Source organism: Paenibacillus tyrphae (assembly GCF_024158745.1).
Taxonomy (GTDB): domain Bacteria; phylum Bacillota; class Bacilli; order Paenibacillales; family NBRC-103111; genus Paenibacillus_G; species Paenibacillus_G tyrfis_A.
On sequence record NZ_JAMZAW010000019.1, the window covers coordinates 1 to 14,543 of the forward strand.

11 protein-coding genes are annotated in these 14,543 nt (G+C 56.7%); 4 read left to right on the forward strand and 7 right to left on the reverse strand.

The features are described 5' to 3' along the window. Positions 1-397: 397 nt before the first annotated feature. The 3 genes from NI000_RS25270 to NI000_RS25280 form a co-directional block, all read right to left on the reverse strand. Entirely contained in the window at positions 398-1,063 is a 666-nt protein-coding gene (locus tag NI000_RS25270; RefSeq protein WP_253414145.1) for a DNA-binding response regulator, read from the reverse strand. A gap of 147 nt (positions 1,064-1,210) precedes the next feature. Then, complete coding sequence (locus NI000_RS25275) at positions 1,211-2,362, reverse strand: glycoside hydrolase family 88 protein (RefSeq protein ID WP_253414146.1); 1,152 nt, start codon at positions 2,360-2,362, stop codon at positions 1,211-1,213. Between the two features lie 22 nt (positions 2,363-2,384). After that, positions 2,385-4,886 carry a glycoside hydrolase family 2 TIM barrel-domain containing protein gene (locus NI000_RS25280; protein WP_253414147.1) on the reverse strand — a complete coding sequence of 834 codons (2,502 nt, stop codon included), beginning with the start codon at positions 4,884-4,886 and terminating at the stop codon, positions 2,385-2,387. Between the two features lie 118 nt (positions 4,887-5,004). Between NI000_RS25280 and NI000_RS25285 the strand changes: the two genes are divergently transcribed. The 3 genes from NI000_RS25285 (at position 5,005) to NI000_RS25295 (ending at position 7,836) form a co-directional block, all read left to right on the forward strand. Next, positions 5,005-5,901 carry an AraC family transcriptional regulator gene (locus NI000_RS25285; protein ID WP_253414148.1) on the forward strand — a complete coding sequence of 299 codons (897 nt, stop codon included), beginning with the start codon at positions 5,005-5,007 and terminating at the stop codon, positions 5,899-5,901. A gap of 266 nt (positions 5,902-6,167) precedes the next feature. Then, positions 6,168-7,019 (forward strand): ribosomal RNA small subunit methyltransferase A, encoded by an 852-nt coding sequence (locus NI000_RS25290; protein WP_253414149.1) that lies wholly within the window; start codon positions 6,168-6,170, stop codon positions 7,017-7,019. 136 nt (positions 7,020-7,155) lie between these two features. After that, entirely contained in the window at positions 7,156-7,836 is a 681-nt protein-coding gene (locus NI000_RS25295) for a DUF2238 domain-containing protein (protein WP_253414150.1), read from the forward strand. Positions 7,837-7,901: 65 nt separating this feature from the next. On the opposite strand, the gene NI000_RS25300 is transcribed toward NI000_RS25295, so the two are convergent. Together NI000_RS25300 and NI000_RS25305 are read right to left on the reverse strand one after the other, a co-directional pair. Beyond that, on the reverse strand, positions 7,902-8,756 hold the full coding sequence (locus NI000_RS25300; protein WP_253414152.1) for a helix-turn-helix domain-containing protein: 855 nt from the start codon (positions 8,754-8,756) through the stop codon (positions 7,902-7,904). A gap of 37 nt (positions 8,757-8,793) precedes the next feature. Then, positions 8,794-9,330 (reverse strand): PadR family transcriptional regulator, encoded by a 537-nt coding sequence (locus NI000_RS25305; RefSeq protein ID WP_253414153.1) that lies wholly within the window; start codon positions 9,328-9,330, stop codon positions 8,794-8,796. A 404-nt stretch (positions 9,331-9,734) separates the two neighbouring features. Here NI000_RS25305 and NI000_RS25310 point away from each other — a divergent pair, with 404 nt between their 5' ends. Next, complete coding sequence (locus tag NI000_RS25310) at positions 9,735-10,931, forward strand: alpha/beta hydrolase family protein (protein ID WP_253414154.1); 1,197 nt, start codon at positions 9,735-9,737, stop codon at positions 10,929-10,931. A 287-nt stretch (positions 10,932-11,218) separates the two neighbouring features. Here NI000_RS25310 and NI000_RS25315 read toward each other — a convergent pair whose 3' ends face one another. Both NI000_RS25315 and NI000_RS25320 read right to left on the reverse strand, forming a co-directional pair. Continuing rightward, complete coding sequence (locus NI000_RS25315) at positions 11,219-12,973, reverse strand: endo-1,4-beta-xylanase (protein ID WP_253414155.1); 1,755 nt, start codon at positions 12,971-12,973, stop codon at positions 11,219-11,221. A gap of 165 nt (positions 12,974-13,138) precedes the next feature. Further along, positions 13,139-14,542, reverse strand: coding sequence for an ABC transporter substrate-binding protein (locus NI000_RS25320; RefSeq protein ID WP_253414156.1), 1,404 nt, complete (start codon positions 14,540-14,542; stop codon positions 13,139-13,141). Position 14,543 lies beyond the last annotated feature (1 nt).

The window sequence follows — 14,543 nt, forward strand, 5'->3', positions numbered from 1 at the left end:
GCGCAGCGCATAGATGATATAACTTTGCGGCGTACAGGCATCGTAACCGGTCAGCGAGTCGGTAACCACGTTCCTTCAATACGTCTCTCCGCCTCGCACCGCGGGCTGATGTGCCTAGAGTATGGAGCGCCGGGGGCACGGGAATCCAATACGCGGACCGCTAAAGGGTGCCGTACAAAATAGAGGAACTCAAGTAACTTATTCCCTCCGAACTGAGGGTGTCTGCGAAATTAGAGGAAGTACACTTCCTCTATCAGCCTTCGTCCGCACCACATTCACATTTTTCGACACGTATAAAGCATCTCAGTTCCGCTACATGCCTGAGACCGACCAAACGCAACCAATAGCGCATCCCAAGTGCTCTATTGCCCAACCACCTGCTAGTACCCCACTCCCGCTACAAAAACATCGGCTTCCCATGCGGATTCAGCAGGTAAGCCCGAACGCGCAAGGTGCCCGAAGCCGGCACAAGCACCTGTCGCTTCAAGAGGCTCTGCAGCAGCTCCCGTGCATACCGAACACTTACCCCTAAGTGTTGGCTCACTTCCGCAGGGGTCACCCGCCGCTGTTTATGAACGAGCAAGCGTACAATTTCTTTCTCCTTCAGGGTCAACGCGATCGGCACGCTTTCGTCCCCGAACCATCTGCCCATCAGCTGCTGGATCATTTGCTGACAGCGCCTCGGCTTCTCTTTTATATCGTCGTAAGCAAAACGAAATACCTTCCAATCGTCGATCACCAGATGGTTCTGTCGGACGAGCTGGTCGGCAAACTGCCAGCGGCTCGCATCCCGGCTATGCGGACCGTAGCCGTCGATTTCGAAGCATACTTTGAACGGCGGGCGCAGATAGGCAAAATCCAAGTAGCGGGTTCCATCCTTGAAGTCATGAACCTCAAACTCCGGGTGCAGTTGCTCCAAACGTCCCACAGCCGGCCACCACACTTCCTGCAGAAAAAGCTTCTCCGCATGCCCAAGCCCCTCCCTCAGCCGCCGCTGCCTCTCGCCCGTTGCTGAGTGCACATGTGCATGCAAAAAAGCTTCGTAAGCGTCTTGAAATCTCATCCCTCAGGCTCACCTCCGGAAAATAAAAAACCGCCCGATCTCCATTACGGAGATGGACGGTGTGTGCTTCACAACCAAATCATATTCCTTATCATAACGAATCAAGTAACAACAAGCAAGGCGCAGAGGTAACCCCCTCCTCGTCGCTTAAAAAATCCGATTCCGCCAGCCAAGCAGCTTCGCGATAGCTTCCACGTAGTAATAATCACCGTAAATTAACGAGACGTCGACATTCTGGCCGGCCGGCTTGTTGCCCGTGCCCGCGAGCAGAATGCCCTCGTGCTCCGGACGGTCCCACGTCGCGTAATGCTGCGTCAGCGAGAGCAGAATGCGTTCCGCCGCGCGGCGGTATACCGCGCCTTCGATACCCGGGAGCGCCGCGCCCAGCTCGATCAGGCCGGAAACGGCGCACGTCGCCGCCGACGTATCGCGCGGCTCGCCGTCGAGCGGGTCGGCGGCGCGGAAATCCCAATGCGGCACGTGGTCGTCCGGCAGACAGGCCAGGAAGTAATGCGCCACCTGCTGCGCCGCATATAAATACCGCTTGTCGCCGGTGTAGCGGTACGTGTTCGCCATGCCGTGCAGCGCCCACGAAGCGCCGCGGCTCCAGGACGAGTCCGGCCCGTGGCCTTGGCCGCCAAGCGGCTCAATCAGTTCGCCCGTCTGCGGGTCGAAGCTGAGAATATGGTTCACCGAGCCGTCAGGACGGATGAACTTATTCACTACCGTATCGGCATGCGCTCTGGCGATATGCTCGAAGCGCGGATCGCCAATCTCTTGTGCCGCCCAGAACAAGATCGACAGGTTCATCGACGAATCGACGATCGACCAACCGATTTTATCTTGATTCCACGCACGCAAGAAGCTGCCCGCAATATTGAACCGTCCGGCCAGGAAGTTCGCCGCCTGCAAGCCGCGGCGCTTGGCGTCCTTGTCGCCGGTCAGCTTGTATTTGATGACGGAAGTGGGAAGAAACTGGAACCCCACGTCGTGGTGGAAATTGTTGTCTTGAATCGTCTTGTGTTCGAATTTTTCGTCCCAAGACCATGCGGCTTCCCGGTAATGCTCTTTTCCGGTCATGTCGTACATGATCCACAGCATGCCCGGCCAGAAGCCGGCCGTCCACCAATCTAGCCGCATATCGTCGTACAAACCGTCAGCTTTGGCCACGTGCGGCGATTTCTCCCCAAGCTGCCCGATCATCCGGTCCACCTTCATCTGCAAAGCGTCCCAAATCGCCGGGAGCGCCGTCTTCAGGTCGGACGCTTGCACCCATTTGCTCGTATCGATCGCTGTCATGCGTGAAACTCCTCCTCTGGAATTAGATTGTAATGAACGCCGTAGTCATCCCTTCACACGCCGCACTGACCACCGACACCCGCGGATGCACTGTACCAGACTTGCCGCTGCCGCCCGCAAGCGACGCTGCCGGACCTCCGGCCGTAACGAAGTCCGTGACGGAGATCCCCGCCGGCAAGCCGCCCTTCGGATCGACGTACATCCCGGCCCGCCCCGTGGCGAGTTGAACCAGCCGCGAACCGCGGATCGTGCCGAGGCCGTCCAGCAGCCGACCGTCTCCCGCAAGACCGAAGCGGACGAAGCTCACCGCATCGGGGCAAAACACGCCATGGGCATCGTAGGCCCTTGCTTCCACATAGACCCGTCCGTCCGCCTGCGGCTCGGCCGTCAGCCGCAGCTCCGCCGGGGCACCCCAGACCGCCGTCTGGTATTCGAAGGTCAACTCGTCTTCCACGGTGACGCCGTCTTTGACCGCAACGACCTTCACATGGTTCATGCCCGCTTCCAGCGTCGTCTCCCAACGCAAGCCTGCCGCCGGGAAATTTTGCGAATCGCGCTTCTTGACGCCGAGGCTTCGGCCGTTCAGGAACAGCTCCGCCTCCGCGCAGTTGGAGTACACCTTGATCGTCTTCCGCTCGCCCGGAGCGCCCCAGCGTACCGGCATGGAATGCCCGTAGATGCGGGCCATCGGCTTCGTCGCCCAATACGATTGGAAGACGTAGTAAGCTTCTTTTTTCGTAAAATCGCGCTCGACGATCCCCTTCATGTTCAAATACGGAATCGGCGAATCCGGACGCACCGGCGTCGCAAAATCTTTAAACGACCATTGCGCCGCGCCGGTCAGCCAATCCATGTGCTCCTGCGACTTCAAGTACCAGTCGATCATTTCACAAAAATACGTCTCCGACCAATCGCCGTCCCGGGAGACGCGCGGCTCGCCGCCGGTCAGCAGGTAATCGCCGTCGCGCTCGTCCGTCGTGCCGTCGCCGCGAGGGATAAATTCGAAGCCCGTGAACGTCTTCTCCACATGCCGGGTCGGCAAATTGTCCGCGCCCCACTCCATATGGAAGAACGAGCGCACATTGTCGAACGCCGAGCGGCAGCTCGCTTCGTAATCGGTGTAAATGCCGCGGTACCAGCCCGCCCAGATGGAAGGCGAGTACACGTCGACGATGTCTTTGCAAAACTCGCAGCGGCGGATCGAAGTCAGCCGGCCCGGGTCGAGCTTATGCGATAAGTCGTGGAGCTCCTTCATGAAACGGCGGATGTCTTCCTGATCGAAATAGTCGAAGTCGCACTCCCAATCGTTCTCGTTGCCGAGGCCCCACAGAATGACCGACGGATGATTGTAATGCTGTTCAATCATCGCCGTCAGCATATCCCGGCACTGCTGCCGGTAGCTGTCACCGCCTAGACCGCCACGGCACCATGGGATTTCCTCCCAGACGAGAATGCCGAGTTCATCGCACAGCTCCAGCACGATTCGCGACTGCTGGTAATGGCCAAGGCGGATGAAGTTTGCGCCCATCTCCTTGATGAGCTGCATCTCGTAACGGATCATCTCCTCCGTCATCGCAGGTCCGACGCCGGCATGATCCTCATGCCGATGTGTGCCGCGAAGCAGAAGCCGCTCGCCGTTCAGCTTGAACGGGCCGTGATCGACGAACTCGAAAAACCGGACGCCGAACCGTTCCGCAAGCTCCGTCTCGCCGTGCACGCTTTCCGCCCGGACCGTGCAGCCGTACAGGTACGGATCGTCCGTACTCCACAGGTGCGGATCGGCCAGCTCGTAGACCGCCAGCTCCTTCTCGCCCTCCCAGGGCAGGCAGCTCACGCTCGATTCCGCAATTACGGCTCCTTCGCGGTCGGTCAGCCGGATCGTCAGCTTGAGGCTTTCCCGCTGCGCGTTCGGATTGTACAGCTTGGCTCTGACCTTCACGGTGCAAACCGGCTGCCCGTCCACCGCCGCCAAGCGGCTCGTATCCGCTTCCACATGAACCCGGGCAAGCGACACGACAGGCACATACACGAGATTCAAATACCGGTAAATCCCCCCATACAGGTTAAAATCGCTCGCGTCCGACGGAATTGTCTCCAACTCCCGGCTATTGTCGCACGCGACCGCCACCGGGACGAGCCCTTGGTACCGCTCGATAGTCGCGGCTTCAGCCGCTGCCTCGGTGATGTCGACCGTGAACTCGTCATAGCCCCCGAGATGCGAGCCGACCTTGCTCGTATACACATAGACATCCGTACGCTGCCCGGCGCCTTCGAAATGCAGCAGCGTCCGCCCGTTCAGATACGGGTTGTTCAGCGCCAGCTTCGTCCGGTACCAACCCTGCCCCTGATAATATTTGCCGTCGGGGTCCATGACGTCGAGCGCGTTGTACGTATGCGGCAGCTCCACTTTATGCCACGGCACATTATAGTGATTCTGGAGCTTGTCGGCCCGCCATACTTCCCACGGACCGCCGAGGCTGCCCCGGTAATGCTCCCATGCTTCGATTAATCGCTGTTTGATCATTGTGAGGCCATCCCTTTCGAGCCAATAAATTATGCTTTCAGCATAACAAAAAAAACGCCCGCATAGTTTGGCGCTCTTATGATAAAATGTTGCTATATTACGGTGGAGGTCCCCGTGCATGAAGCAGATGAACTACTTGAACCTGAATCGCCATCCCGTGCAGCTATCGTTTTACAAAGACCGGACGAACGAGTTCGTTGAAATCTACCACGCGCATCAGGGAATGGAGCTTTTATATGTCCATGAAGGGCAAGGAACTTCCGTTGTAGAACAACAAATTTTCCAGATGTCGCCCGGCACCGTCTTTTGCTTCAAGCCGTTTCAACTGCATCGCATCCGGATCGGCGAGCTGCCCAAGCAGCCGTATGTGCGCTCCTTGTTCGTCTTCGAACCCGCCGTGCTCGACGAGACGCTCGCTCCGTTTCCCGGACTTCGGGCTTTTTTCCAAGCGCTATGGAAAGACCCGCTGGCCCCCCAGGTGTACCGGACGCCGGACCCCGCCGCCATGGACGCGCTGCTCCGCTCCCATCTTCCCCGCCTTGCGCCCAAGGAGGACGCCGAGCAGTTGCTGGAAGAACAGCTGCTGTTCCTGACCGCGTTCGTGCATCACTTGAAATCAGCGGCAGAACCGGCCGGCTCGCCATTAACGGAACGTCCCGCACTGCCTAAAGCATCGGCCACCGCCGAGAAAATTATGGCTTGGATCGAAAAACATTACATGGAGCCCTTCGAGCTGGAACGGCTCGCGCAGGAGATTCATTTGTCCCCGAATCACGTATCCGCCGTCTTCCGGCAATCGGTAGGCAGCAGCATCACCGAATATTTGACGGCGCGCCGCATTCGGCAAGCATGCTGGCTGCTGCGGACCACCGACAAACCGGTCCAGGACATCGGCCGGGCGGTCGGACTTGGCAACTTCTCGTATTTTTGCCAGCTGTTCAAGAAGCAGGTCGGCCTCACGCCAAACCGGTTCAAACGGGAACCGTACGAAGCGGACAGCAAGCGGAAACCTTGATCTTTGGATGGAACGTGCCGCGCCTTCTGGATGGCGTTCCTTATCCTGCCATGCTATACTTTAAAAAGGCTTGCGAGCCTGTTGACTCTAACGAATTCCGAGGTATTTTCTTTCATGTGCATCCAAATGTGCATCCAATTCTTGCGTTTACGGTAATGTGAGGTACAGAACACGTATTCCCGGCTAAAAAAATATTTTGGCTCGGGTTTATTTGTGCTGTACCTTTTTCATTCCCCAAAAACGAATGAATGAGGTGCATATTTGTGATGCCAAAAAACAAACATACGTCCCGTCAAACGGCGCGTCCTGCCCATACCAACTTTTCAGGCCAACACCTGATCCGCGATAAATCGCTTGTCCGCCGCATGATCGAGCTTGCCCGACTCTCGCCCCAGCCGCTTGTGCTGGATATCGGGGCGGGAGCCGGCGCGTTGACGCTTCCGCTCGCCCAAGAAGGCTGGCAGGTGCTCGCCATCGAGAACGATCCCCGTTTCGCCGAGAAGCTCCGCGGCAAAATCGGAGAAGCGGAAGGCATCCGGCTCATCGAGACCAACTTCCTGGAAATGCCGCTCCCCCGCAGGCCTTTTGGCGTCATAGCCAATATCCCTTTTGCCATTACGACGGCCGTGCTCGGCAGGCTGATGGATTATCCCGCCGTCCCGTTTCGGCATGGCGTGCTGATCGTCGAGCTCGGGGCGGCCCGCCGGTTTACGGCCGATCCGGTCACGCAGGCGCGCATCCTGGGATGGCGCATGCAGTTCGATCTGAAGCTCGCCGAACCGGTATCGCCCGATCGCTTCTCGCCCCCGCCCCGGGTGCAATGCGCGATCCTGATCGTACGCCGCAAAAAGGAGCCGCTCGTGCGGCCGAGCGACCACGCCCGCTTCATGGGGCTCGTCACGCAAGCGCTCCGGGTGCCCGGCGCCCCGTTGCACGCCGCGCTCGGGCCATGGTTTACCCCGGCCCAGCTGAAGCATCTCGTCAAGCTGCTGCGAATGGATCGGAGCGTGCCGGTCGGCAGCTTGAACGAGCGGCAGTGGGCCGCCGTCTTCAAGACGATGATCCGCTATGTCGAGCCATACCGGTGGTCCAAGGCATCCGGCTTATCCAAGCGGTGAGCTGCGGCCCTTCCGGAATTGCCGAGTAAGTAAGCCCATGGAGGTATGACATTGACAATTTTGCCAATACTACGAACGTCGTCCGAACCGGCTGGAAACAGCCGGTCACCATGAACCACCGAAGGGAGAAGCTACGATGGCTCGACAATCCGCAGTTCGCGGCGGAACAGGGACCAACTGGTTGATGGACCCGGATATACCTTTTTCCCGCAACATCATCCTGCAGCTGCTGCTCGCGCTCTTTGTTGTCTTTTGGATCGTCATGGCGATCTCGCCGACCGACCGGACCCAATGGCTGATGGAAAACGTGCTTGTTGTCGCTGCTTTTTTCACCCTGCTGTTTACGTACAAAGCATTCCGCTTCTCGAATCTATCTTATTTGCTGATTTTTCTATTCCTCTGCATCCATACTTTCGCGGCTCATTATACGTATCAGAATACGCCGGTCGATCAGTGGCTGAAAGCTTCGTTTCATCTCCAAAGGAGCTACTTCGACCGCGTCGTACACTTCTTGTTCGGTCTGTTTCTTGCCTACCCTCTCCGTGAGCTTCTTACCCGGGCTGCGGGCGTGCGCAATTTCTGGTCCTACGGGATTCCGGTCATGACGATGCTCGGATGCAGCGCATTGTTCGAAATCGTGGAAATGGGGGCCGCTTACGTGGCTGGACAAGCCGGAGCCGACTATGTCGGGCTGCAGGGCGACGTGTTCGATACGCAGAAAGATATGAGCCTAGGCTTTGCCGGGGCTCTGCTATCCATGATCACTCTTGCGATCATTCTGCGAAAAACGAAGCACACGGCGCCATCACGTTCTTGATCCGGCGTTCTGCTGCGGGGCCGAGCTCTTCGGCTTCCGCCCCGTTTGCAGAGACACTCTGGCGTCTACTCCTCTGCCGCCGGCCCGCGTCTTGCGGATTGCTTGCGGTATTCGCTCGGGGACAGACCGGTCTGCTTCTTGAAGACGCGGGAGAAATAATACAGCTCGAGTCCGACCTTCTCCGCTACATCCGTCACTGTCCATTCGGTACCGGACAGCAGCTCCTTCGCTTTATCCATCCGCTTGCGGTTAATGTAGGCGATCGGGGAAAGCCCCAGCATCGTTTTGAAATATTGCATGAAGTAGTTGGGATGAAAATGCACAAGCCGCGCCAGTTCTTCCACCGTTATCCGTTCCTGCAGATGCTCGTCTACGTAGTGGAGCACCGTGTTGATTTTTCCCGTTTCGGACATCGGCGCAAGCCGCAGCCCCCGTTCCCGCTCCAGCGCTTCTTCCATATACCCGGAAACGATCTCCAGCAGCACCGATTTGATGCGCAGCGGAGCCGTCAGCGACGGATTGTTGTACAGCCCGATCAAGTCCTGGAACTGCTTCTCGAGCCCGGCTTCGTCCCGCACGTCGATGCAGTGGGGCAGCTCCAGCATTTGAAACAGGTTCACGTCTCCCACCGTTGCCGTAAAATGGCACCAATATTTGCCGAAGCCATTGTCGCCGAGCCGGCCGAACGACAGCCGCATTCCTGCCGGCAGCAGCAGCAATTGTCCCGGCTTCGGATGGTACATCCGGCCGCGCAACCGGATCCACCCTTCCCCCTCGCGTATAAAATAAAGCCGGTTCACATCCGGCAGCAGGTCATTGCTCCGCCAATTCGGCCCCACCTTGGAGTAATAGGCCATCGTGACCGTCATTTGCGTATTGTCCAAATAGCTGCGCATTCGTTGAAGCTGATTAGAGTCCATCACAGAGCTGCTCCTTGCGCCGGAATGCTGCTTGGCGCTACATTTTTTTGATTAGTCGATCGCACCAGTCCATATAGAGGCGCTCATATCGAATGCCGAACTCGACAACGGAGATGGTAGCGGCAATCGGGTCCCTGCTGTCGGACGTGGTAAGCATGGTCTCCAGCTCGGCGACCTTTTTTTCATACGCCGCTAGTCTTTCTTCATGCTGCCTCTTGATTTCCTCCAGTCGTCCGATCATCCGCTCGGGATCGACAAGCCAAATATTGTAGGCTTTCAACAAAAAATCGTCGCGAATCCTCTCCAGCTCCCCCGATTCGAGCGTCCACTGGATGAGGGCGTCCCGGCCGGCTTCCGTAATTTCGTACAATTTGCGGGCGGGGCGGTTGGCCTGCTGCTCGATGCCTTGCAGCTTGACCAGGCCTTCTCCTTCCATTTTGGACAATTCGGGATACACCTGATTGCTCCCCACTTTCCAAAAGGGGCCGAACCGGTCGTTCATTTGCTGCTTGATATCGTAACCGCTTAAAGGCTCGCGCGCCAATAATGAAAGCAAAGCATAACGAATGGACATGAAGACAACTCCTCTGATTTGGCCTTGATTTCTCCATATTACCATATTGCTCGATAGGTTAAAAATAACCTAATAAGCTATTGAGAAACCCGCTTCGCTTAGAAAATTCTCCGCATACACCGGTGGGGTATATCCCTCCAGCCGCTCTTGAAACCCGTGAACTTGATTAGAATTAGTTGTATTTTCACGGGTTTCAAAGGCGGACGTAAACTCTTACGGGATATACCCCACCTCTATTGGTCCGAGATTTTCTATTTCTAGGGTTTATCAACACTCTGAATAGGTTAAAAATAACCTATTTTTTTATTTACAAAATTAAAATTAATAAGTTATATTTGACTTAGATCAATTTTAACCTATATACAAAACGACCTAACCAAACCGTGACAAAGGAGAAATTTGTGATGAAACTTATTTTTCAAGATCCTACCTTTTCCTTCGAGCTGCTGCGTACATTGAGCTACGCTCCTTACGGCGGCGCGGATATCGGCGAATGTCTGGCGACCGGCTACCGGATCGAGGAGAGCAATTTTGAAAGCTGGTATGCCGAATGGTACAAAACGGCGGAGCGCATTCACGCCCAAGGTGTCGACAGTCTGGCGCGGGGCAAGCGGATCAGCGCACGGGAGTCGTTCTTACGGGCGTCCAATTATTACCGTACGGCGGAGTTTTTCCTGCATGGCAACCCGAATGACCCGCGCATGCTCGAAACGTGGAAAAAAAGCCGGAGCACGTTCCGCCAAGCGATTCCGCTGATGGATTTGCCGGTGGAGCAGGTGGAGATTCCTTATGAAGGGACCAGCTTATCCGGATATTTCTACCGCGCGGATGACGCGCCCCGGCCAACATTAATTATTCACGGCGGCTACGATTCCACAGGAGAGGAGCTTTACTTCGGCGGAGCGGCGGCGGCGCTTCAGCGGGGATATAACTGCCTGACGTTCGAAGGGCCGGGGCAAGGCGCCACGATTCGGCTGCAGCGCATTCCGTTCCGCCACGATTGGGAGAACGTGATCACGCCGGTTGTCGATTATTTATATACCCGGCCGGAGGTGGATAAGCAGCGGATCGCTCTGATGGGCATCAGTCTCGGAGGATTTTTGGCTCCACGGGCCGCAGCCTATGAGCACCGCCTTGCCGCTTGTATCGCGAACGACGGCCTGTTCACCTTCCAATTCGGCGAAATGGCCCCCGAGGGAGCAACCGTGGACTTCAACGAACCGGGCAAGCTGGAGATCTTTATCCAGAATCTGATGACCAAAAACACCGGGGTCCGCTGGGCTGTCGATAACGGCCGGTTTACGTTCCAGGCGAAAACATTCCTGGAGCTGATCGAGAAAACGCAGCCGTTCACCTTGGAGGGGATCGCCGATAAAATTAAATGTCCCGTGCTCGTCTGCGAAGCGGAGGCCGATCATTTCTTCGCCGGCCAGCCGACGAAGCTGTACGAGGCGCTGATCTGCCCCAAAACGTTCATGCTCTTCACGGCGGAAGATGGCGGCGAAGAGCACTGCCAATTCGGGGCGCTGCTCCTGTTTAATCAACGCGTCTTCGAGTGGCTGGACGATATCATGGACGGTCTCGGCAGCACGCAACAATAAGGCGGGAAGCCGACCTCTCGTCAGGCCGCAAAAAACGCTCCGGAAAAATCCGGAGCGTCAGAATGTTGAGAAAGTGGGCTTTTACAAAAATAGAGATGCAAACGGAGGTGGGGTATGCACTGGAGAAGCGATAGCGGCCGCCTTTGTCTTCGGGAAATGTCCGCTACTAAGCGGCTTCCAATCAAATTTCCCGATGACAACAGCGGTCGGAAGTGGATACCCCACCCCCTCGTACACCTCTATAATCCCGTTTGACCACTTTCTCAACAAGCGCCGGAGCCCGCGCTTTAAGGGCTTTGCAGCGCTTCTCTTATTTTGTGGTACGGAAGCTTCGGCGCATAATGCTCGTCGTAGATGAGCCCGTTGCCGAATACGTTATATTCGTCCGCAGGCTGAAGCGACGAATAGCGGTCGGTAAATCCCCACATGGCGTAGGATGTAAACCGGTTATTTCCTTTGGTCAGCGCTAGGATCGATTTGAAATACTCCGCCTGCTTGCTGCGCAGCGTGTTCGTGACCTTGCCATGCATGTTTACGTCCAACTCCGATACCCGCACCTCTAAGCCAAGATCGGTAAACCGTTTGGCCGTGCGCTTGAACTCGTTAGCCGATACGGGGTCGTACGTCCCGTCGCTGTCTTTGCCGATATCTTCGTGAACCTGAAAGCCGATGCCGTGCAGAGGCACCCCGCGCGACTGGAGCCGCTGGACGAGCTTATACAGCGCGTCCGCTTTGTCGTCCTCCGCCTCGCAGCCATATTCGTTGATGTACAGCTTGGCATCCGGATCGGCCTCGTGAGCGGCACGCAGTGCGATATCCAGAAAATTCTCGCCCATCGCCTTGAACCAGATCGAATCCCGCAAGCCGAGATTGACATCAAACGTCTCGTCCTTGAGCGGTTCGTTGATGACGTCCCACTCCTTAATTCTGCCCTTGTACCGTCCGACCACCGTCTTCACGTGCTCCTCCATGATGGCCTGCAGCTCGGCGGCGCTGTAGTTGCCTTGCGTGAGCCAACGGGGATTCGCTTCGCTCCAGACCAGCGCATGACCATGAACGGCCATGCCGTTGCGTTCCGCGAATTCGACCAAGCTGTCCCCTTCCGCGAAAGCATAAACGTTCCGCTGCGGATGAATGAACTGAAACTTCATGTCGTTTTCCGGAGTCAGGATACTGAACTCCCGTCCCAGAATGCTGCGGTAAGCGGAATCCGTCATGGTCGGGATAACGGCCGCAGCCGTACCGACGTTCAGGTGCGGCGCATTCGACCGCGCCAGTGCCCGCAGCGAGTCCGCACTCTGCGGCACGGAAGCGATTCCCAGATCGCTCACCGTTACCGCCGAGGCGCTGCCTTCCGCTTGAGCCGTTAGCGACTTGAGCGTAAAAGAGCTGCCGACGTCCGCGTCTGCACCGAAATACACTTTGCCGTCCGCGAACACTCCGGGGTCCGCCATTTCTCCGACTTTGGCCTGATTTACGTAAAATGTGAGCTTGCCGCTCTTAGCCAGAAGCCGGACATCGAGCGTTCCGGCCGATGTATATTTAAAAGCCGCTTTCTTCGGCACGGCGGAAGCGCCGTTATAGACGGCGGCCGACAGCTTGCCGTTCTTCAACATAACCGATACCGCCTTGCCTTCCTGCCGCCATTCGTCCTGGATGACCGGGAGCGTGCTGTACAGCTGGAGTCCCGCGCTTTTGCCGGGGGAGGAGGCGATTTGAAAGCTTACCGAAAAATCTCCCGATATGTTCAAAACCGGACCGCGCAAATTGATCGGCGGATTGATGACCGTCGGCTGCGACAAATCGTTGCCCCAAGGGATGATGGCCCGCCCTATCCCGGTAACGGTCACTTCACCGCCGGCCGCAGTCGCTCCTGAAAATCGGGTCCAATCGTGCCCCCGGATCAAATCGACCGTAGCAGGAGCCAGCGGCGCATCGGCTGCTTCGGCCGAAGCGGCCCCCGGCATTACGGAAACAAGCTGAAGCTGCAGCAGCAGCAAAGATGCTGCGCCGAGCTTGAAGCTTCGTTTGCTTCTCGTCATCATCAATAAACCCCTTCCCCTATTGTGAATTGGTTCGTAATAACCCAATTATATGGCGTGCTTCTAGGTTTTCCCATGTCTTTTTTTACGTTGGATCTGCACAAAGCAAAGCCCAGCGAACAGGTCGCTGGGCTTATCTGCTTTGGTAACAAATGACAGGCAGCGCTATTTCGCCGCTTCTCCGCCCGCCTCCGGTTCCTGGGGCTCCGCCAACCACGCTGCATCCAACGTCTGCTGGCCTTGCTTTTGAAGCTGCTGCAGCGCCTGCCGCACCGTCGTTTTTCCGGTCATAATCAATTCAAGCTGCTCGTCCGCCTGCTTATCGAATTCCTCGTAAAAACGCGTGGGGGTATTCGGGTTGAATTCCATTCCCCCGCCCAACGTATCATCGTACTTCACTTGGTAAAACGGCTCCATGCTGCGGCCGTCCACCATTTTGACGAAGCCCGATCGGGTTATCAACTCGTTGGAGGTCTTCGTTTCGACTTTGGCCGCTTCCGCACTGTTGAAATAGCGGACGATCTTCCAAGCCTTGTCCGCCTGCCCGGACCCTGTTCCGATCGCAAAAATCGGCTGCACGTAAAAGCCCGGCTGCCACGAGCCGCTGCCGTCCGGCGAAGGCGGCTTCACAATCTGCCAATCGATCTTGGAGCCACTCTCCTGCAGCCGGTCGATCTGCCACGGGCTGCTTATGGTCATCGCCGCACGTCCCTGGCTGAACAAGTCCGCATAATCGACATCTTCCTTATCCCAGCGGCCTTTGTTGTTTTTCCCGGCAATCATCGGTATGGAGCCGTTCTTCCAGGCTTCCGTCATCTGCGAGAATACTTTCTGCCAAGCCTCCGTATCGATCGTGACGGTACGTCCTTTCACATCCATCACATTGAGACCCATATCCCGTCCCATCGACCGGACCATCCAGAACTTCGACATCATAAACGGTTGATGAAATCCGTAAATCGGGTCCTTTCCGTTCTTCGCGCCGCGGAATTTGCCTGCCAGCTCAAACAGGTCATCCCAAGTCATGCCTTCTGTCGGGTACGGCACCTTGTACTGGTCGAATAACCCTTTATTGTAGTACAACACCGAGGTCGAAAATTGAGGGGCAAGCCCGTACAGCTTGCCGCCGCCCTTGGCGCGCAAATAATCGATGGCGGCGGGAAGCATGTTTTCAATATCGAATTTGTCCTGCTTGATAAACGAGTCCAACTCGTACAGCTTACCCGCCGCCGCCAGCCGCTGATACTCTCCGAAGCCCGTAATAATGAGGTCCGGTTTGTGCTCGTCCAGCAGCTTGTCCATTTCTTTCTGCGGATTTTTGCCGGGAGCCATCGTTTCTGTCGTTGCGATGACTTCCACCTCAAGCTCAGGGAATTTGGCCATAAAATAATCGCCATATTGGTCGTCAAACGCTTCCTGGCTGTAGTAAGCCACCTTGAGCTTTCCCCGTTCCGGCGGGGCCGCAGCCGGCGCATCGCTGCAGCCAGCCGCGCTCCAAACCAGCGCACCCGCCAACAGGGGGAGCAGCAGCTTGTTCTTCCAATTTCTTGTCGTTCCGCTCCGATTCATG

Bases quoted from the DNA above. Each gene is read 5' to 3' on its own strand.
- NI000_RS25270 (WP_253414145.1), bottom strand. From the start codon at position 1,063: ATGAGATTTCAAGACGCTTACGAAGCTTTTTTGCATGCACATGTGCAC.
- NI000_RS25275 (WP_253414146.1), bottom strand. From the start codon at position 2,362: ATGACAGCGATCGATACGAGCAAATGGGTGCAAGCGTCCGACCTGAAG.
- NI000_RS25280 (WP_253414147.1), bottom strand. From the start codon at position 4,886: ATGATCAAACAGCGATTAATCGAAGCATGGGAGCATTACCGGGGCAGC.
- NI000_RS25285 (WP_253414148.1), top strand. From the start codon at position 5,005: ATGAAGCAGATGAACTACTTGAACCTGAATCGCCATCCCGTGCAGCTA.
- NI000_RS25290 (WP_253414149.1), top strand. From the start codon at position 6,168: ATGCCAAAAAACAAACATACGTCCCGTCAAACGGCGCGTCCTGCCCAT.
- NI000_RS25295 (WP_253414150.1), top strand. From the start codon at position 7,156: ATGGCTCGACAATCCGCAGTTCGCGGCGGAACAGGGACCAACTGGTTG.
- NI000_RS25300 (WP_253414152.1), bottom strand. From the start codon at position 8,756: ATGGACTCTAATCAGCTTCAACGAATGCGCAGCTATTTGGACAATACG.
- NI000_RS25305 (WP_253414153.1), bottom strand. From the start codon at position 9,330: ATGTCCATTCGTTATGCTTTGCTTTCATTATTGGCGCGCGAGCCTTTA.
- NI000_RS25310 (WP_253414154.1), top strand. From the start codon at position 9,735: ATGAAACTTATTTTTCAAGATCCTACCTTTTCCTTCGAGCTGCTGCGT.
- NI000_RS25315 (WP_253414155.1), bottom strand. From the start codon at position 12,973: ATGACGAGAAGCAAACGAAGCTTCAAGCTCGGCGCAGCATCTTTGCTG.
- NI000_RS25320 (WP_253414156.1), bottom strand. From the start codon at position 14,542: ATGAATCGGAGCGGAACGACAAGAAATTGGAAGAACAAGCTGCTGCTC.